A 20,714-nucleotide genomic window follows, 5' to 3' on the forward strand; every position below is an offset into this window, starting at 1 on the left:
CTGTCCTGCTAAACAATAGCCTAAGTTAATCACACAAAAATGGCGAGATTAAAAGCTTGTTTTAATGTTGTGAAAAGCTTGTATATCGTTACAACCTTTATTCGCCTAACTGTGCCACTAACACTTCAACCGGATGTTTGGTTTTCTTGTTCGATAAACGTTTTATTTGCGAACGACATGAATAGCCTGTCACAACAAGTTGTTCTGCTCTTGCATTATCAACCTTTTGTTGCCAACTCATCTCGTATAATGTTTTAGAGTTCTCAAAATTAACCGCTTCATGACCGTAAGTACCAGCCATTCCGCAACATCCAACAGATTGCTTTTCTAACGATAAACCAAAGTAATTAAAAATATCTGACCATTGTTTCTCGCTACCTGCTAAAGCCGTTTTTTCAGTGCAATGCGCGAACAACTTAAATGTGGTTGTATTTTTTCTAAACGTAAACGGATTATTTTTTGATTTCAGATGATCGATCACCGTTAACAGCCACTCGTGTGCTAACTGCACATGAAAATTGCCTCGCTCTTCTTTTAATACTTGTTGGTATTCATCACGAAAACACAACACTGTAGACGCATCAGTACCGATCATAGGTATGGCTAATTGCTGTAATTGATTAAGAAAATCTGCTGTATTTTTCGCTGTTTTAGCAAATTTGGTTAAAAACCCTTTGACATGTTGTGGTTTGCCGTTTGGTTTAAACGGTAATAACACTGGACTATAACCAAGTTTTTGTACCAATAACATCAGGTTTTCAACAACTTGAGCATCATAAAAAGAAGTAAATGGATCTTGCACAACAAATACATAGTTTGCCTTTTCTTCACTCGTCATTTGTTGAAACTTAGCTAATTGAAACGATTCAAATTGCAATGTATTAACACGCTCAGATAATGTAGGCACTGATAGCAGTGGTGTATCAATGTAGCCTATAGTTGCTCGACTCGCTTTGTCATACAGCTTAGAACTTAACACACTATTCACGAGTTTCGGTGATTTCGCCATCAACGGTGCCATGTGCTCGACGTTTGCAACAAGATGATCTTTTAGCGGTCTAAAATAACTACTGTGGTAAAGATTTAAAAAGCGTGCTCTAAAATCAGGCACGTCTACTTTTATAGGGCATTGGCTAGCACACGCTTTACAGGCTAAACAACCTGACATTGCTTCCATTACCTCATGGGAAAAATCTTCATCACGTTGTGTGGAAAGCGCATTTTTCACTTTGTCTAACAAACGCTTTACTGACCAGCCATTGATATTTTGTTCTAATTGTAAAATATCAACGCCTTTATTCTGCAATAAACGCAGCCATTCACGCATCAAACCTGCTCTACCCTTGGGTGAATGCCTTCTATCGCGTGTTACTTTGCTCGACGGGCACATTGGGCTGGCTGTATCATAGTTAAAACATAAACCGTTTCCGTTACATTCCATTGCAGATTTAAACGACTCTTTAACGGCAATGGGGATTTGTCGATCGTAAGTTCCACGTTTAACGCCATCCACTGACACTAAAGGTTCCGATGAATCGATTGGCGTACAAATTTTACCAGGATTCATTTTATTATTCGGATCAAACGCTGTTTTTATTTTTCTTAATTCTAAAAATAACGCTTCGCCAAAAAACTCAGGGCCGTATTCGCTTCGATACCCTTTACCATGCTCACCCCACATTAAACCGCCGTATTTTGCAGTTAAGGCAACGACTTTATCTGATATTGATCGCATGGTTTTTTCTTGTTCAGGGTCACACATATCAAGGGCTGGCCGAACATGTAAAACACCCGCATCAACATGGCCAAACATGCCATAATGTAATTGATAACTATCAAGGAGTTCACGAAACTCAGCGATAAAATCAGCCAGTTTTGCAGGAGGTACTGCAGTATCTTCTGCAAAGGCTAATGGTTTTTGCGCTCCTTTCGTGTTTCCAAGCAACCCTACGGCTTTTTTACGCATTGCGTAAATTTTACCAATACTGGCTAAATCAGTCGTAACTTGATAACCAATTACACCCGTTTTATTGGCAATATCGTTATCTAGCTGCTCAGTTAACATGGCTACTTGTTCAGCTAAACCTTCAATTGATTGACCATTATATTCAACGATATTAATACCATCCATGACTTGGCCTTCAACATCAGTGATCAAATCACTCACTGAATGCCAAATAATATCTTGTTTCGCAAGATTCAATACTTTGCTATCGATGGTTTCTACTGATGTTGCTTTAGCTTCAACAAGCGTTGGCGAGTGCCTTAGCGCTGAATCGAAGCTATCATACTTAATGTTAATAAGTGTTTTTGCAGGTGCTATTGGCGTTAAATTTAATTTAGCTTCACATACAAAGGCGAGTGACCCCTCAGAGCCGGTGATCAAACGCGATAAATCTATCTGAGATAAGTCGTCAGATACAGCATGTTCTAAATCATAACCGGTTAGAAAACGGTTTAATCTTGGAAATTTAGATAAGATTTGTTCTCGCTTACCAATGCTGGTTGCAATCACTTGTTTAACAATGTTACCAATGGTGGAATCTTGCTGCGCAAGCTCGTGTGCTTGTTTAATTAGCATTGGTGAAGTCGATAGTAGTTCACCATTTGCTAACACACTTTCTAGTGCTAAAACATGATCAGAGGTTTTTCCATAGATTAACGAGCCTTGGCCAGAGGCATCCGTATTGATCATCCCGCCAACCGTTGCCCGGTTACTCGTAGACAAATCAGGTGAGAAAAAGAAACCATGAGGACGTAAATAATCATTAAGTTGATCTTTTATAACGCCTGCTTCAACACGCACCCAGTTTTCTTCAACATTAATTTCAAGAATACGATTCATATACTTAGATAAATCAACCACAATGCCTGGCGTTAAACTTTGGCCATTAGTACCTGTACCGCCGCCTCGTGCGCTAAATTTTATTTCTGCAAACTGTGATTGATTTGCTAATGTTGTGATTTCTTGTACGTCTTGTTTACTTCTCGGATGTAACACCAATTGCGGTAACTGTTGATAAATACTGTTATCAGTAGCTACTGCAAGCCTCGCACCATATTGAGTACTAATATCGCCATTGTAGGCTTGAGATTTAAGTGCTTGTGCGAATTGTTGATAAAGTGGTTCAACAAGTTCCTGAGGATCTAACCGAGGTAACATAAGGCCTAGTATATATTTTTCGAAAGATAATAGGTGGTTAGTATATCACGGTATTTTTTTAAAAAGAAAATACCACGCTATATTGTTTATCACTGATTAAATAGCAATATATTCTAACAATAGTTAAGGTATTATTTATTTTTCACTTTTTCTGCTATCAATTATTTTTTGATAGTAAAGCGGTGGAGTTCTTAAAAAGTAAACAGTCATCGTGTTGAAACATTTCAGTAAGGAAAATTAAATGTTTAAAAATATTATACTAGCGGCCTTACTGCTAAGCAGTATATCTGCTGATGCTCGTAACCAATTAGAAATTATAGACAAAAGTAAATTTACCATTGGTGACCGCATGACATTTAACTCTACAGTGTTAAATGAAAATAGAATACTAAATGTCTACCTGCCAAGTAGTTATAAGGGGTCTCCAGATAAAACATACCCTGTTATTTATCTCTTAGACGGTTCAGCTGAGGAAGACTTTTTACACTTAGCAGGCTTAGTGCAATTTGGTTCATTTTCTTGGATACAACAAATACCAGAAAGTATTGTGGTAGGTATTGAAAACGTCGATAGAAAGCGTGACTTCACCTACCCTACTAATCATCCACAAGATCAAAAAGACTTCCCAACAAGTGGCGGTTCTGCCAAGTTTATTGAATTTATTAGCTCAGAGCTTCAACCAATAATAGAAGAAAACTATCGAACCAATGCCAATAAAACAATTATAGGGCAATCATTGGGCGGTTTACTTGCTACTGAAATATTATTTAAAGCGCCAGAATTATTTGATAATTACATTATCATTAGCCCAAGTTTATGGTGGGATGATGAATCGTTACTAGCGCAACCCCTAAAAACTTCAGCCACTGAAAAATTAATCTATATAGGCGTTGGTAAGGAAGGAGACATTATGGAGCGAACCGCCAAGGAGTTATTTGTCAAAGTTAATAAACAAAAACCTAAGCATTATTCAACATATTTTAAATTCTTTGAACAGTTAAGCCATGGCGATACCTTGCACTTAGCGGTATACAACGCCTTCGATAAACTTTTTAGACAATAAAAAAAGTAAAAAAAGGGGTCAGGTACAATTATCTAAAAATTAATGTACCTGACCCCTTTTATTATTTAGTCGTGTTGTTCAACTAAGTATAACCAAGTAGGTAAAACGGTATCAGGATTAAGCAATACACTATCAATGCCCTGCTCTACTAACCATGCGGCGAAATCTTCGTAATCAGGTGGACCTTGGCCACAAATAATTCGAAAAGAAGTGAACATTCATGGCGTTTGGCGATCAAAACTATCGATAAGCGCATTGCTTAATAACGTTTTTTCTTCTGAAAAGCGATTAGAGTAATGGCTATCATAATCTACGGCATTTAAATTTCTTACTTTCAAATGTCTTTCTAGATTCGTTAACTCAGAACGAAAAGGAGTAATATCACTCTTTTCTTGGATATTTTCATTGCTTTTAAACGCGTTATATTGTGTGTTAAATGTATTATACAGCAGGATTAACACCATATTTTTGTCATTAACTACTGGCCGAAAATATCAATTTCGCTTTGATGAGAATGGCTAAACGGTATAGTGCATTTTCTCGATATACAATGCCATCTTCAACTCTTCATGCTCAATATCATGTTGGTTCAAAAACGTATTTCCGTCGACAGCGGTCATTAGTGCATGTTGATTAAATGCTAAATCTTCTTTAGCATGCTGTTGATCATTTATGCTGTTTCGCGCCCTAATAATCGCGGCTAATTAGCCTAGTGTTCGGCAGCATTTAATATGTCAGTATAACCCCTTATTTTCCACAGAGTAAGGCGAATGCGTTACCCTGTTCTGAGTCAAATAACCTAACCTCCTAACTGTCCTTATGTGCTGATTTGGGTACATAAAGTAACTGCTAAAGTAACGAGTATAGTTTCCATAGCTAATTTACTGACACTTTCTTCAACGCAAAGCTAAACGCTGCACCTTGTCCTATTTCACTAGAGACTGATATTTCGCTGTGCATGAGTTCAAGCAGTTTCTTGGTAATCGCTAATCCTAAGCCAGCATGTTTTTCACCAGCATTGATAGCATTACTAGCGCGATAGCGAGTATCAAAAATATACGACAACTCTGCTTTTTTAATTCCGGTTCCGGTGTCTTTCACCGTCACCTGACATTGATGACTTTTAATCTCATCTACCTGCAAATATATCTGCCCGCCTTGCGGTGTATGTCTTATCGCATTTTCAATTAAATTACTCAGTACGCGCTCTAGTTTAGCTATGTCCGCTAAAATCAGCGTATTTGAATGGCTAGGCTTAATCGACATTTTGATCTCCTTGGCTTGGCATTTTAAGGAGAACTTTGCTAAAACATCATACAAAAGTTCAATAATGTTAAAGCTTTCCAATTGAATAGATACTTGACCTCCCTCTAAATGTGCTAATTCAAAAATTTGATCAATTAATAATTTAAGATCTTGAGCATTTTTCAGCGCTGTTTGTAGATATTTATTTTTTTGCTCAGCCGTTAAACTATCAAGCCCTAGTGCTACCGTTTCAACATACCCCTGCAACGATGCCAATGGTGTACGTAAATCATGAGAAATATCTGCCAATAACTCTCTTCGTTGAAGATCAGCCTGCTTTAGTTGATTTAATTGCTCACTAATTTGTTGCGCCATTTCTTCGAAAACGATGCCCAATTGATGCACTTCATTCGAAGTATTTCTTTTCCAAAGAGCAAGCTTCACCTTGCTTTGATCAAATCCAGCCGCCTTCAGCGTATGAATATCGCCAATTAATTTCCTAAGCGGTTTAGTAAAGTAACGAAACAAGCCTAACATCACAACGAACAAAAATAACATGGCGCCGGCAAATGCCATTAATGATAATTTTGCTTGTTGATTGAATTGAGGATTAGCAAAAGCCGACTCATATTGCTCCCCTGCGACAATAACATATAAATAGCCTTGCAATGCCTCACCATTATAGACAGGTGCAACTGAGAATACTTTTTGCCGTGCTTCATTTTTTGGATCGTCACCATAAATAGGTAAAGCAATGTTACTTTCAATAAGATTTAACAGCGGTGCTAAACTCACTTGATCACGCTTAATCAAGTGCTTATCAATGGAGTGAGTCAATACCTTTCCTGTAGGATCTAACAAATAAAACTCAAAAGCTGGTCCAAGTACCATCAAGGTATGAAATAAATTTTTAAGTGCCTCATAATCATATACGCCCTTTGTTAATATCGGGTTATCGTTGACTAAATTTTCAGCTAAAGATAAATGTAAACCTTGCTGTGCTTCATACCTAACTTGCTTTTCTAATGAATTAGCCCAGCAGTAGAACACGATCAATATGGCGACGAACACTGACAGCAGAGATAATGACAACCGCTGATATAAACTCAACTTCACGCCGCTACCCCTTGTTTAGATAGCTTATAACCGACCCCCCAAACAGTTTGCACAATTTCTGGCTTAGCGGCATTTTGTTCTACTTTAGTACGCAGGCGATTTATATGCGAATTAACAGTGTGTTCATAACCCAAGTGATGATAACCCCAAACAGAGCTTAACAATTGCTCTCTTGAAAACACTTGCTCAGGGTGCGATGCTAAAAAATACAGTAAATCAAACTCTGTTGACGTCAATGGAATGTCTTTTCCTTTAAGGTAAGTTTTATGACTGATAATATCAATTTGAAGTGCTCCTAAGGTGAGTTGCGCTGCCTTTACTTGTTGCTGACACGTTTTTGTTCGCTCTGCAATTACATGTGCTTTGCGTAATTGTGCCCTTATTCTGGCTTGAAGCTCACGAATACTAAATGGCTTGGTCATATAGTCGTCAGCACCTAGCTCTAACCCTAACACCCGGTCAATTTCACTGTCTCGGGAAGTTAACATTAAAATAGACTGCTCAGGATATTTCTCTCTGATTTGGCGACATACGTCTAAACCAGATATACCGGGCAACATCACATCAAGTATCACTAAATCAAAATGACGACTTTCTATTAATGCTAACGCGGCTTCGCCTGATGATTGATGAACAATTTCAAGTGACATGTCTTGTAGGTTTACCTTGATCAGTTCTGCGATATCTAAATCATCTTCAACTAAAAGCACTCTATCCATACTGTTTCCCCAGTGGTTTAATAAAGAGAAACGGATAAAAAGAGAAAGCTCTTGCCTTCCCTTTAACTGCCTGAACTATGCTTATTCCGTTCTAGCAATGGTGATGCTCAATGTTGGATTATCAAACTTATGTCCGGCATCAAGCACAGATGTCGCAAGGCCATCATCACTGCTGACGACACCAGGATGCATAGCAACGTGATCAGCAATGTCATCTCTGGCTTCATTATAACCTTCTCCCTCACCACCAGATGCGGGACCAGGAATAGAAGCTGCAGTTTCAGTGTTAAATTCCGTTCCTGCATCATAAGAACGGGCGGTAAAAGAAATACTTTCGCCGACCATTAAATTTGAGATGTCATAGGCATTAACGCCAGTAAATGCATCATTGGTATTCACCAACATCGTAGCGATAGAAACCATCATTGGCATAGTATCAGTCAAGGTAATATTGATAGACTCTTGCATACCGGGCATGAGCAAACCTTCGCCTGACTGACTGGCAAGAACCATGTCAGCGGTCAATACTTCAGTATTGTCACCCGCTTCTGCTAACAGTTCTAATGCTGCCGCTGCAGGTTCGCCGATTTGCCACAACATGCCCTCATTGTGCAGTATCACAGCAATAGGCGACATAGGCTGTGCATGGGTTAAATTAGTCACGGTAATTTGGTAACTGTAATCAACTGGGGTTGGCGCGGGAGGTTCAACGACCATAGGCGCTTTTGATGAGTTACTGTCTCCACAAGCAGCAAGCAATAACAGCGGCGTAAGCATTAATGCACCTAGTTTTAAAGATGATATATTCATGGCCCCTCCTAGTTTACGGTGACAGTGATACGAACGACAGGGTTTAACCAGCGGTGAACGGTATTATTTAGATCACTATTTCCTCCTGCCACATCATCATCACCCAGGCTACCACGATGAATGTGGATCATCGTATTTGACTCCATGTCTGTCACACCCGAAGCACCCGTTCCGCCATGACCACTAGGGTCAACTGGAATACCCAGCATACCAGGAGCACCGCCGCCATTTACCACCTCATCATTAGCTTCAGTACCTGCATCATAGGCACTTAGGTCGATAGTATAAGTGCCGGGTTCTTCAGGGATCATCCAACTGTTTAAGCCAACAAATCCATCATTAGTTGGTAGTAACATAGACACGATAGATAAATAATTGTTGCCCTCTGTTGTATCTAACATCAAGCTTGTGCTCATTGCGGGTGCAAGCAAACCTTCAGCCGGGTTTTCGTTTATATCTGCACTGATCGCACCAAGATCGGAAGACAAACCAGAAATGTCTCCACCTTCTGCCATCATTTGTAAGTTTGCCGACGCCTCAGCCCCGACAGTAAACAACTTACCATCTGCGTTGTGAGCTGCGACTAAAAAGGGCGTAAAATAAATGCCTTGCGTAAGGTTAGTAATGTTGATGTCTAACTGTTGTGCTTGGGCTTGAATGGATGCTATGGCAATAGCAGCGCCTAAAATCGAGTGTTTTAATTTCATGTTATTTCCTTGTCATTATGGTGAAATGTTCAATTCATCAACAGTATGCAAAGAAAATATCTCGATTTTTTCACGAAATTATCACAAAAGTCTCACAAAAAAATCAAGTTAACGTTAGGAAATTAACAATCAAAAGAAGTGGTCTTAATAGAGTTATATTAGCGTCTGTTACTCTTTCGTGTTTATCTTTCAGCCGTTTATGGGTAGGTAGACAAGGCATTGTGATTAATGTGTGGTTATTCCACTTGAAAAAGCAATAACAAAGTATAAATGACAATAAAAGTTGCCCTTTGGGTTCATCTTAATTTAATTTCGAAAGTTCAATCGCCCCTAAACAACGAAGTTCTATGTTGATCAAACCTTTAATTCAATTGGTATAAAGACCAACGTGACATGAAAACCCTTCGGTAAAATAATATAGTATGTTGCATTATCAGCAATTGGCTTGACCAAAAACGGGTACATCGAAAGAGCGTTGCGTTTGTCTCTATTAAAAGGGTTTCAAGTAAGCACATTAAAGAAGCATACGTCTTGCTTGCATATATGGAGTAACAAGAGCAAGCGTCTTCTTCAATATAGGGAACATTCATGGTGTTTACGATTGGTTATTTTTGTTTTGCGATAAAACTGTTCACCAAATACCATGAATGCTCCCTAAGGATCTAAACTACTTTTTCGAAATATAAGAATTATTCCTGAGGTTTCCTCAGTACATGACCCATTTTATTATAGGTTGCTAATAATTGTACCTGACCCTTTTTATTTAGCCGTGTTGCTCAGCTAAGTATAACCAAGTAGGTAAAACGGTATCAGGATTAAGCGATACACTATCAATACCCTGCTCTACTAGCCATGCAGCGAAATCTTCATGATCAGATGGACCTTGTCCACAGATACCAACGTATTTGCCGCGCGTTTTACACGCTTTAATCGCCATTTCTAACAGCTTTTTGATCGCAGGGTTACGTTCATCAAACAAATGGGCAATTAAGCCTGAATCACGGTCTAAACCAAGGGTCAATTGCGTTAGATCATTTGAACCAATCGAGAACCCATCAAAAATATCTAAAAATTCATCAGCAAGTAATGCATTAGAAGGTAGTTCACACATCATGATCACACGTAATCCGTTTTCGCCGCGCCTTAAACCATTCTCAGCAAGAATATCAATAACCGCTTGGCCTTCTTCTAATGTACGAACAAAGGGGATCATCACTTCAACATTCGTGAAAACCATGTCATTTCTTACCCGTTTAATTGCTTCACACTCCAGTGCAAAACAATCACGGAAATCTTCAGAAATATAACGTGAAGCGCCACGGTAACCAATCATTGGGTTTTCTTCGTCTGGCTCAAATTCTTCACCGCCTACAAGGTTAGCATATTCATTCGATTTAAAATCTGACATGCGTACTATCACTTTTTCTGGCGCATAAGCACAAGCAAGTGTAGAAATACCTTCGGTTAACTTGGCAATGTAAAACTCAACGGGATCACTATACCCTGCCATGTAATCGCCAATTTCTTCTTGTAAATCAGCTGATTGTTGATCAAAATTTAGTAAGGCTTTAGGGTGAACACCAATCATTTTATTAATAATGAACTCAAGTCGCGCTAAACCAATACCTGCATGTGGTAATTTTGCAAACGCAAAGGCGCGATCTGGGTTACCAACATTCATCATTATTTTTAATGGCAGCTCAGGCATTTCATCAACTTGTGATGTGGTGACGGTAAAATCTAATTTACCTTGATAGATAAAACCAGTATCGCCTTCTGCACAAGAAACCGTAACTTCATCCCCAGCATTAATTTTACTGGTTGCATCGCCACAGCCAACAACAGCAGGAATGCCCATTTCACGTGCAATAATGGCAGCATGGCATGTTCTTCCACCACGGTTAGTCACAATAGCGGACGCTTTCTTCATGATGGGTTCCCAATCAGGATCTGTCATATCGGTAACGAGTACATCTCCTGGCTGTATTTTATCCATTTCATCAAGTGATGCTAATACTTTCGCCGCTCCGCTACCTATTTTATGGCCGATTGAACGACCTTCACAAATTATGTTACCTGAACTTTGTAATTGAAATTGCTCCATTACATTTGCTTGTTCACGACTACGTACCGTTTCAGGGCGTGCTTGTACGATATATAATTTGCCGTCTAAACCATCTTTTGCCCACTCAATATCCATCGGACGTTGATAATGCTTCTCAATGATAACTGCTTGTTTTGCCAGCGACTGCACTTCTTCGTCAGTTAATGAAAACTGATTTGATAAACTTTCATCTACATCAACAATTTCAACTTGCTTGCCATGCTCTTGCGTATCGGTGTAAACCATTTTTATTGCTTTGCTACCAATGTTACGGCGTACGACGGCAGGTTTTCCGTTAGTAAGTGTTGGTTTATGCACATAGAATTCATCTGGATTTACAGCACCTTGCACCACCATTTCACCTAATCCGTAGCTAGAGGTAATAAAAACAACATCTTCAAAGCCAGATTCAGTATCAATAGAGAACATAACGCCACTTGAAGAAATATCGCTGCGCACCATACGTTGAATACCAGCGGATAATGCAACGCCACGATGGTCGTATCCTTGATGAACTCGATAAGAAATAGCCCGATCATTAAATAATGATGCAAATACATGTTTTATAGCGATCATTACCGCATCTAAACCGCGGACATTGAGAAAAGTTTCTTGTTGCCCTGCAAAAGACGCATCTGGCATATCTTCAGCGGTAGCAGATGAACGAACAGCAAACGAAGCATCTTGTGAAAATTCTCCGGCAAGTTGTGCATACGCATTTTCGATGTCTTGCTGCATAGCAGGCAAAAACGGTGTGTCGATAATCCACTGTCGAATCGTGCTGCCACATTGTGCTAGCGCATTAACATCACTGACATCTAATGTGTCTAGTAGCTGATAAATTTTATCGTTTAAGCCACTTTGCTCAAGAAACTCATTAAAGGCAAACGCTGTAGTAGCAAACCCTCCTGGCACTTGAACACCAACATTTGCTAAATTTGAAATCATTTCACCAAGTGATGCATTCTTACCGCCAACACGGTCTACATCACCCATCCCTAACTCTTGATACCAAAGAACGTTTTCTTGCACAGCTAATTCTCCACAATGGACAAATAAATTTAAGTATAGTTATATCTAACGTGTTCGTGCATTTTACACATAGCAATTTAATTCTGAAAGCTTTAATGTAACCTTTCAGTGTTAATTTCACCTATATAATAATTATCAGGAATATTCATGAGAACAGCATTTTACATATCAGACGGTACTGCCATTACCTCAGAAGTTTTTGGTCATGCATTATTGTCGTTATTTCCTTTAGAGTTTAATCACGACACCATAGCTTTTGTTGAAACTGAACAACAAGCGCTTGCCGCAAAAGATAAAATTAATCGCGCTGCAAAAATTACCGGTGAAAAGCCTTTAGTCTTTCATACGTTTGTTAATCCAAAAATACGAGAGATTATTGACAGTTGCGATGCCATTATTTACAACTTCCTTGAGCATTTTATTTCTCCAATTGAACAAGAGTTAGGTGTATCAGCAAAGCCTAAAGCACATAGAACACATAGCATTCATGAAAATAGCTATGACAATCGTATTGATGCAGTTAATTATTCTCTTGCGAATGACGATGGTTCAAACATTACCAATTATGAGCAAGCAGACTTAATTTTAGTGGGCGTTTCACGATCGGGTAAAACGCCAACCTCGTTATACTTAGCCCTTCAATATGGGATAAAAACAGCCAACTATCCTTTTATTGACGAAGATATGGACGCATTAAAAATTCCTGACTTTTTAAAACCGCATAAGAAAAAGCTTTTTGGATTAACAATCGACGCACAACGATTAATGGATATTCGTGACGGTAGAATGGCAAACAGCAAATATTCATCAGCAAGACAATGTAGAATGGAAATACGTGCGGTTGAAAACCTTTATAAAAAAGAAAAAATTCCTTTTATCAACACCACCAAACTGTCAGTAGAAGAAATCACCGCAAAAATACTCGCACAAACAGGTTTACAGCGTTATAAATATTAGGATCTGTTGACCTTTTTAGATTGAATTTTGTTCGAGGCGTGAGCAATGCCTCATGGTTATTCCATGTAAATTGCGTTCAACGATGAAAAAATAACGTTTAGTTGAACCCTAAGGGCTGACGAATCCCCAAAAAATGACAGGCACAACATTTTATGATCTTATTAGTTCGCCAAAACAAAAATAAGAGTAAAATGCTATGCCTGAATCCTTACTTTGCCATAACTTCTTTGATAAGTCCTTATCGAATTTCAATCAAGCGAGAATGAAGACACTTAAAGCATGCTCTGAAGCACTTATAGCGTCTGATAGATTAACCTTAACAAGTTTGGGGCGTTACTTAGCTGGACGTGCGAACATTAAGCATAAAATAAAAAGGGTTGATCGTTTTCTTAATAACGAGCATTTGTTTAACCAACAAGTTGAAATATACGCTTCGTTGGCCAAACCAATCATTAGCAACTTGCCTTATTTAGCCATTGCAGTGGACTGGAGTGGTTGTTGTCGTTCAGATTACCACCTGCTTAGAGCGAGTTTACTCGTTGACGGCCGTTCTTTAGTGCTTTACAACATGGTTGTTGAATTAAAAGATTTTGATACGCCAGAAACCAATGCCAGATTTTTAGACAACCTCCTTCAAGTTATTGGTGAACACCGGTCCGTTTATATTTTGTCAGATGGTGGTTTTCTTACTCCTTGGTATACTAAAGTCCGTTCATTAGGATGGCACTTTATTGGCCGTCTCAGAGGCACGATGACATGTAAGTTAGAAGGTAAAAATACTTGGGAAAAACTCCCTGCCTTTCATCAGGGAGCGAGCTGTCAACCAACTCGACTTGGCAAAGCGAGGGTTACTCAACACAGTCCAACAGCATGTGATGCATTTCTCCATTTGTACAAAGGAAAATACAAAGGACGAAAAGGGAATAGCCGTTTTACTAAAGATACTCGCATGTATCGACGGCATGCTCATGAGCCATGGTTACTCGCAACATCAGATAATACACTCACTAGTGATCAAGTAATTAAGTTGTACAGTAAAAGGATGCAAATTGAGCAAAACTTTCGCGATGACAAAAGCCAACAATATGGCTTTTCGTGGCGGTTTAGTAAAACACAAGGCGTAAGGCGAATGAGTGCCTTGTGCTTAATTGCATGTTTAGCCAGTCTATTACTTTGGTTTGTTGGCTTTGAAGCGGAGCAGCGCAATTGGCAAATAATGTTTCAGGCTAATACGATAAAACACCGCAGAGTTCTATCGTTTCTTACATTGGCGAAGCAAGTAATTCGGCATAGACTCCACAAAATTAAAAATCACTATCTACAGAAAAGTCGAGAAAACTTTTTAGCTTATTATCAAATATGTTCAGTTATAGAAAAATGGGGATCCGTCAGCCCTAAGGGCAGCGTTTTTTTGTCATTTATACGTCGTTATTGCTTTTTTATGTGGAATAACCACACATTAATCGCAATGCCTTGTCTAAATACCCATAAACTACTGCAAAAATAAACGCAAAAGGTCAACAGACCCTAATTAATAATAATTTATTCTTTGTTTAATGTTCACAAAGTTGCTGAATTTAGGTATGTTAGCGCGATAATTTAACCAAGTGTATTGCGTTACCCGCAATGCCTTGCATATCTAGGTTTAGTATGACCATCAAAACAGACGAATTTAGAACGACACTGATAGACAGTTTAGTGTCGCCGCAAGAATTAGCAGATCAAATACCTTTGTCTGACAATACCGCTAACTTTATCATTGAAAGTCGCAAGCAAATTGAAGCCATTATTAATGGCGAGGACGATCGGTTACTTATCATCATCGGCCCGTGCTCTATTCATGATACTAAAGCAGCGATTGATTACGCGAAGAAGTTAAAAACATTGCACGATAAATATAAAGATAGTCTTTATATCGTTATGCGCGTGTACTTTGAAAAACCTCGAACCACCGTCGGTTGGAAAGGACTCATTAGTGATCCTGATTTAGATAAATCATTTAAAGTAGCGAAAGGCTTAAATCTTGCGCGCAGCTTATTGATGGAAATTAACGAGCTAGGTTTACCCGCAGGTACTGAATTTTTAGACATGGTAACAGGCCAATACATCTCAGATCTAATCTCTTGGGGTGCTATTGGTGCTAGAACGACTGAAAGCCAAGTACACAGAGAGCTAGCTTCAGCGTTGTCTTGTCCCGTTGGGTTTAAAAATGGTACCGATGGTAATATTCAAATTGCCGTTGATGCGATAAAAGCGTCAAGCGTTCCACATGTGTTGTACTCACCTGATAAAAGTGGCCAAATGTGTATATATCAAACTCATGGTAACCCTTTTGCTCACGTTATTTTACGCGGTGGCAAAACACCAAACTATCATGCAAGTAATGTTAGCGACACATTAGAAAAGTTAACCGCTAATGATATTAATACCGGTATTATGGTTGATTGTAGCCACGGTAATAGTGACAAAGATCATCGAAAACAAATTAATGTTGCACGCTCTATTGCCGATCAAGTTACTAACGGCACCAAAGGAATTTCAGGTGTAATGGTGGAAAGTTTCTTAGCGGAAGGTAAGCAAAAAGTTGTTAGTAACGAATCGTTAGTATACGGACAAAGTATTACCGATGCCTGTGTTGATTTAACCACTAGCGAAGATATGCTCGATATACTTGCCACAGCCGTTAAAAACGCAAGAAGTTAACATGTTGAATTAACTAAGCATTAGGTTGGAATTATTTCCGGCTTAATGCTTAGCGTGTTATAAATACTCTATTCGATAAATTCTCAAATGATTCACGCTATGAAGCACTTCACTTTTTCAATTTTAGTATTAGGATTTTGCTCGTTACTGATCAGTGCATGCACCAACCAGTACGCTGTTAACACCAATCTAGATAAAGAGAATTTTTCTCAATATTTTTCACCTGCTGCGGTTACCATTTATCAAAATGAACAAGAGTTTACAGCGAAATATAAATCACTTGGTGGTGTTGAGGGTGAGTCTTGCCAGCGTAAAGCACACCACGAACTTCCAAATGAAATTGATGCAAGAACGCATGCACGCAGCGCGGCTTATCAACTAGGTGCTAATGCCATAATTTTCTCAGGTTGTACTTTGATAGAAGATAACCAGGCAAATAAACAATGTATTCGCACGCGGGTGTGTTATGGCAGAGCATTTTTTATCGATAAGACGAATAATACAAAGCAATGAGTAGTTTTCAGTTCTCACCTATTGGTTATGTACATTCTCCCTATAAAGAAAAGTTTGCGATACCACGGCAACCAGGTCTAGTTAGCGCAGCACACGGCACTATTGAATTAATTAACGACTTTAACCAGCAAGAGTTTACTCGGGGTTTAGCTGATTTTAGTCATATTTGGGTATTGTTCGTTTTTCATCAAACCGCCAAACAGGGCTGGAAACCCTTAATTCGACCACCGCGCCTTGGTGGAAACAAAAAAATTGGTGTACTCGCTTCTCGATCTACGTTTAGACCAAACCCTATTGGCATGTCAGTCTTATCGTTAGATGATATATCCTTTACTAAACAACAATGTTTGTTGCATGTGTCTGGTCTTGATTTACTAGAAGGTACTCCGGTTTTAGATATTAAACCCTACGTGCCATACTCCGATTCAGTACCCGAAGCTAATGCAAGCTATGCCAATCAAGCCCCCAGTGAACCTATTACCGTCAGTATCACCAAATCCGTCAATGAATTTCTATTGCACGTTAATACACGATACCCACAGTTAACGTCATTGATCACACAAGTACTTGAACAAGATCCTCGGCCTGCCTATAAACAACAGCAGGTTGACGATAAAATTTACGGCATTCGTCTTTATGAATTTAATATAAAGTGGCGACTGATTTCCGCCAGAAATATTGAAGTATTTGACATATGCTATGACAATAAAAACAAATAGCTAACTGGTAAACATGAAAACTCACCCTGCCATTGAATTTATTTTACTCGCTGCTATTTGGGGCGCTTCTTTTTTGTTTATGAAATTAGGCGTGCCTGAATTTGGCCCTATCACCTTTATGGCAATTCGAACGCTAATAGGTGCGCTTGTGCTGTTGTTGGTGTTAATCATAAAACAACAAACGCGTACTTTAGTTCATGCCCCGTGGCAGCTTTTTATCGTTGGGCTCTTTAATACGGCTATTCCTTTTGTATTATTTGGCTGGGCGACACTTAGCTTAACTGCAAGTAACATTTCAGTGCTAAATGCCACGACTCCGCTATTTGGCGCTTTGGTTGCTTACATATGGTTAAAAAATCGCTTAACAAAATTGCAAGTGTTTGGGTTATTACTTGGTTTTGCTGGTGTTTACGTTTTAATGTATCCGCAATTAACAATTGCGCCAGCCGATACCTTATTGCCGACCTTAGCGGTACTATTAGCGGCAGCTTGTTATGGTATTGGCGCAAGTGTTAGCAAACAATATTTAACAAACGTTAAACCTCTGGCCTCTGCTGCAGGAAGTCAAATAGCAGGTAGTTTAATACTTGTACCAATTAGCCTATTTTACTTGCCACAAACGATACCAAGTATCACTGCGATTAATGCTGCATTAGCAATCGGCATTTTATGTACAGGCTTTGCGTATATCCTTTTGTTCCGCTTAATTAGTGACATTGGACCAACTAATGCTATTTCAGTGACTTATTTAATTCCTGTTTTTGGTATTTTCTGGGGAGTGATGATCCTAAATGAAACGATTACTGAATTTACCTTTTATGGCAGTGCATTAATCCTAATCGGTGTGGCCTTTTCGACTGGAGCATTTAAATTGAACGCACTGTTTAACAATAAAAAAAGAGCACTATAATAAAGTGCTCTGTTTCTTGTTATTTTAACGGAAGTACTAGAGCGTGGTTATTTTTGTTTATGAATTACGCCTGATTTCATCACAAAATCAACATCCATTAATTCTTTAATATCTTGTAACGGGTTGCCATGAGTCGCGATAATATCGGCATATTTCCCCACTTCAATCGTACCTAGTTGCTGCGACTTACCAATTAAATCCGCGCTATTAATTGTTGCTGACACAATAATATCTTGAACGTTCATCCCTGTTTCATACATTAATAATGCTTCTTTAGCATTATTGCCGTGCGGTGATACGCCGCTATCTGTACCATAGGCAATTTTAACGCCGGCTTTATGTGCACGCGTAAAGTTTTTAGTCATGTCGCCCCCCACGCGAATAGCTTTAGCGCGGATGGCTTCAGACATAAACGTAGTGTTTTTAGCAAGCTCAACCACCGTATTACCCGCCATTAATGTAGGTACTAGATAAGCGCCCGATTGTTTGAACAGTTTAATGCTGTCTTGATCTGCATAGCTACCATGTTCAATACTGTCAACACCAGCGCGTAGTGCAGCATTAATACCAGCCGCGGCATGTGCATGACTTGCCACTTTTCTTCCTAATGAATGTGCAGTTTCTACCACTTCTTTAAGTTCGTCATCTGCCATTTGCTGTCCAGTACCAGTATTAGTATCTGATAATACACCGCCTGTAGAGGTAATTTTGATCACATCAGCACCGTATTTAATCGCATGTCGTGTTGCCCTGCGACAATCAGTAGCACCGTCACAAATCGTTTCAGGTGTGCGCAATTTTAAAATATCAGGATTCATTCCATCAACATCGCCATGGCCACCGGTAACAGCCACACTGCTACCCGCAGCAACAATGCGTGGCCCTGCAATTAAGCCTTTTGCTATACCATCTCTTAACGCGTAAATTTGTTCAGGCTTACTGCCAAGATCTCGTACTGTCGTAAAGCCAGCTAATAAGGTTTTTTCAGCGAAATGAATGCTTTTCACTAGATAGTCAGCATCCGACGAACGTAGGCTATCGCTATCATTACGTGGCCCAAGTTCTCCCTGTAAGTGAACATGCATATCCATTAATCCGGGTAGTACAAAGCTTTGTCGCAAATCAACCACCTGCGCGTTATCAGGGGTAATAAAACCTTGTTTAACTTCGGAAATTATCCCATTATCAATAACAACTGAATAATTAGCTAACGGGGCTTTACCAGGCGTAGCTAAGAGCTTACCGGCGTGAATAACGGTAGTTTTAGCAACACTATTACCAGAAACGATACTACTGGTAACGATAGCTAAACCTATCAATTTGATGGCGGTTTTCATCCTATGCTTTCCTATTTTTATTGTTTTACTTTACGGTGGATAATGAATATACGACGATTAAAATTCACTGACTACAACCATAGCAAGTTTCACCTATAGTACAAAGCAGTGTTTAAATTCGTGCAAAAAAAAGCCAGCTTCCGCTGGCTTGTTCAATTAGTATCAATGATTAATGTTGGTGACCACCAACGCCATGCGCATGACCATGCGATATTTCATCTTCGGTAGCTTCACGCACATCAATCACTTCTATATCAAAGGTAATGGTTTTACCCGCTAGTGGGTGGTTTACATCAACATCAACCATAAAACGACCAGCTTTAATTACAGTAACTTGACGTGCACCCTGCTCTGTTTCAACAACAGCTTGCATACCTGCACGCCATTTTTTAGCGCCTTGTAAATGTTTTGCCGGTACTCGTTGTACCGCATTTTCATCGCGCTCTCCGTAACCATCAACTGGCGCAACAGTCACTGAAAACTTATCACCTGCTTGTTTACCGGTTAACGCTTTTTCAACGCCTACGATCATGTTTTTATGACCATGAAGATATGCAAGAGGCTCATTACCAATTGAAGATTCAATCTCTTGGCCTTGATCATCTTTTAATGTGTAATGAAACTGTACAACGTTGTTGTCTGAAATATTCATAAATTACCTTACATACGGGATTTTAATGGCGGCGAGTTTATCAGAGTTATAACGCTAACACTACGCCCACAATAAAAGAATCACTACGCTGAGCATGATCAAAAACATGCCTACATATTCTTTGAGACTGATACGTTCCTTAAAAATGCGATAGGTTAATAGTAAGGTAATGAAAAACTCTATTTGTCCCAGCGCTTTCACATAAGCAGCGTTTTGAAAACTAGCAGCAGTAAACCAACCAATTGACCCTAAAACACTGGTAATGCCAACAAATAAGCAAAGTCGCCATTGGCTAAACATCACCAAGATTTGTTGTTTGTTTTGAATAGTGACATACAACAATGAAAGAATGGATTGTACCGTTATCATAAACACTAAGGTCACTGCTGCACTGATCATTAGATCACTGTTTAATGCTAAGCTAGATTCTCTAATGAGCAATGTTGTGATCGCCAGCGCTAGACCAGAAGCCAAACCAAAACCAGCCCCTGGATTTTTAAACACATCATTAAAGGTAAATTGTACTTTTGATACAATCAGCACACCTACTACGCCAATAATTACCGACAACCAACCAAGCACACTTAACGTTGCAGAAAACAATAATACTCCTAAAATAGCCACCTGAATCGCTTCGGTTTTCGCTAAACTGGTAGCTACAGCAAAATTGCGGTAATTGAATGCAGCAACTAAGCAGGCTGTACCAATTATTTGCATGACGCTAGCGATAAGCGCATATACAAGGAAAGTATCATTCAAACTTGGGATTGTTTGCTCGCGAATATCAAGAAGCACAAACAAATAAAGATAAGCAAAAGGCAACGCATACACATACCTTACACTCGTTGTTGCCATAGCATTAAGATGCTGACCAAGTTGCTTTTGCCCAGCAGTACGCACGGCCTGCATAAAAGCAGCCAGCAAGGTAAAATAAATCCAAATTTCCACAGTGGTTAGTTGCACA

18 protein-coding genes are annotated in these 20,714 nt (G+C 39.2%); 7 read left to right on the forward strand and 11 right to left on the reverse strand.

The window, feature by feature from the left end; all coding sequences use genetic code 11:
- Window positions 1-97: 97 nt before the first annotated feature.
- Window positions 98-3,163, reverse strand: coding sequence for a D-2-hydroxyglutarate dehydrogenase YdiJ (ydiJ, locus tag QUE72_RS10550; protein ID WP_286268903.1), 3,066 nt, complete (start codon window positions 3,161-3,163; stop codon window positions 98-100).
- A 241-nt stretch (window positions 3,164-3,404) separates the two neighbouring features.
- Here ydiJ and QUE72_RS10555 point away from each other — a divergent pair, with 241 nt between their 5' ends.
- Window positions 3,405-4,226, forward strand: coding sequence for an alpha/beta hydrolase (locus QUE72_RS10555; protein WP_286268904.1), 822 nt, complete (start codon window positions 3,405-3,407; stop codon window positions 4,224-4,226).
- 65 nt (window positions 4,227-4,291) lie between these two features.
- On the opposite strand, the gene QUE72_RS10560 is transcribed toward QUE72_RS10555, so the two are convergent.
- The 7 genes from QUE72_RS10560 to ppsA all read right to left on the reverse strand — a co-directional run bounded on the left by QUE72_RS10560 (window position 4,292) and on the right by ppsA (window position 11,959).
- On the reverse strand, window positions 4,292-4,444 hold the full coding sequence (locus QUE72_RS10560; protein ID WP_175573073.1) for a hypothetical protein: 153 nt from the start codon (window positions 4,442-4,444) through the stop codon (window positions 4,292-4,294).
- Window positions 4,445-4,690, reverse strand: coding sequence for a hypothetical protein (locus QUE72_RS10565; protein WP_286268905.1), 246 nt, complete (start codon window positions 4,688-4,690; stop codon window positions 4,445-4,447). It lies immediately after the preceding gene.
- A gap of 412 nt (window positions 4,691-5,102) precedes the next feature.
- A complete protein-coding gene (locus QUE72_RS10570) occupies window positions 5,103-6,587 on the reverse strand; it encodes a sensor histidine kinase (RefSeq protein ID WP_074496551.1) in 1,485 nt (494 codons plus the stop codon).
- A complete protein-coding gene (locus tag QUE72_RS10575) occupies window positions 6,584-7,306 on the reverse strand; it encodes a response regulator transcription factor (RefSeq protein ID WP_074496552.1) in 723 nt (240 codons plus the stop codon). Before QUE72_RS10575 ends, QUE72_RS10570 begins: the two co-directional genes overlap by 4 nt.
- Window positions 7,307-7,387: 81 nt before the next feature.
- Complete coding sequence (locus tag QUE72_RS10580; protein ID WP_286268908.1) at window positions 7,388-8,116, reverse strand: spondin domain-containing protein; 729 nt, start codon at window positions 8,114-8,116, stop codon at window positions 7,388-7,390.
- 8 nt (window positions 8,117-8,124) lie between these two features.
- Complete coding sequence (locus tag QUE72_RS10585; protein ID WP_074496554.1) at window positions 8,125-8,823, reverse strand: spondin domain-containing protein; 699 nt, start codon at window positions 8,821-8,823, stop codon at window positions 8,125-8,127.
- Between the two features lie 763 nt (window positions 8,824-9,586).
- Window positions 9,587-11,959, reverse strand: coding sequence for a phosphoenolpyruvate synthase (ppsA, locus tag QUE72_RS10590; RefSeq protein ID WP_286268913.1), 2,373 nt, complete (start codon window positions 11,957-11,959; stop codon window positions 9,587-9,589).
- Between the two features lie 147 nt (window positions 11,960-12,106).
- On the opposite strand from ppsA, the gene ppsR reads away from it, so the two are divergent.
- From ppsR to QUE72_RS10620, 6 genes are all read left to right on the forward strand, one after another.
- On the forward strand, window positions 12,107-12,916 hold the full coding sequence (ppsR, locus tag QUE72_RS10595; protein WP_074496556.1) for a posphoenolpyruvate synthetase regulatory kinase/phosphorylase PpsR: 810 nt from the start codon (window positions 12,107-12,109) through the stop codon (window positions 12,914-12,916).
- A 196-nt stretch (window positions 12,917-13,112) separates the two neighbouring features.
- Entirely contained in the window at window positions 13,113-14,423 is a 1,311-nt protein-coding gene (locus QUE72_RS10600) for an IS4 family transposase (RefSeq protein ID WP_286268914.1), read from the forward strand.
- 143 nt (window positions 14,424-14,566) lie between these two features.
- Complete coding sequence (locus QUE72_RS10605) at window positions 14,567-15,619, forward strand: 3-deoxy-7-phosphoheptulonate synthase (RefSeq protein ID WP_286268916.1); 1,053 nt, start codon at window positions 14,567-14,569, stop codon at window positions 15,617-15,619.
- A gap of 99 nt (window positions 15,620-15,718) precedes the next feature.
- Window positions 15,719-16,132, forward strand: a complete 414-nt coding sequence (gene rcsF / locus QUE72_RS10610) for an Rcs stress response system protein RcsF (RefSeq protein ID WP_286268917.1) — start codon at window positions 15,719-15,721, stop codon at window positions 16,130-16,132.
- Entirely contained in the window at window positions 16,129-16,851 is a 723-nt protein-coding gene (gene tsaA / locus QUE72_RS10615) for a tRNA (N6-threonylcarbamoyladenosine(37)-N6)-methyltransferase TrmO (RefSeq protein ID WP_074496559.1), read from the forward strand. The genes rcsF and tsaA overlap by 4 nt, the downstream gene beginning before the upstream one ends.
- Window positions 16,852-16,864: 13 nt before the next feature.
- Window positions 16,865-17,761: a DMT family transporter gene (locus tag QUE72_RS10620; protein WP_286268918.1), complete on the forward strand. Its 897-nt coding sequence runs from the start codon at window positions 16,865-16,867 to the stop codon at window positions 17,759-17,761.
- 47 nt (window positions 17,762-17,808) lie between these two features.
- Here QUE72_RS10620 and QUE72_RS10625 read toward each other — a convergent pair whose 3' ends face one another.
- The 3 genes from QUE72_RS10625 to QUE72_RS10635 all read right to left on the reverse strand — a co-directional run bounded on the left by QUE72_RS10625 (window position 17,809) and on the right by QUE72_RS10635 (window position 20,698).
- Window positions 17,809-19,098 (reverse strand): metal-dependent hydrolase family protein, encoded by a 1,290-nt coding sequence (locus tag QUE72_RS10625; RefSeq protein WP_286268920.1) that lies wholly within the window; start codon window positions 19,096-19,098, stop codon window positions 17,809-17,811.
- A gap of 169 nt (window positions 19,099-19,267) precedes the next feature.
- A complete protein-coding gene (locus QUE72_RS10630) occupies window positions 19,268-19,750 on the reverse strand; it encodes an FKBP-type peptidyl-prolyl cis-trans isomerase (protein WP_074499020.1) in 483 nt (160 codons plus the stop codon).
- Between the two features lie 60 nt (window positions 19,751-19,810).
- Window positions 19,811-20,698 carry a DMT family transporter gene (locus QUE72_RS10635; protein ID WP_286268921.1) on the reverse strand — a complete coding sequence of 296 codons (888 nt, stop codon included), beginning with the start codon at window positions 20,696-20,698 and terminating at the stop codon, window positions 19,811-19,813.
- Window positions 20,699-20,714 lie beyond the last annotated feature (16 nt).

This window comes from Thalassotalea hakodatensis (assembly GCF_030295995.1).
GTDB classification, from domain to species: Bacteria; Pseudomonadota; Gammaproteobacteria; order Enterobacterales; family Alteromonadaceae; genus Thalassotalea_C; species Thalassotalea_C hakodatensis.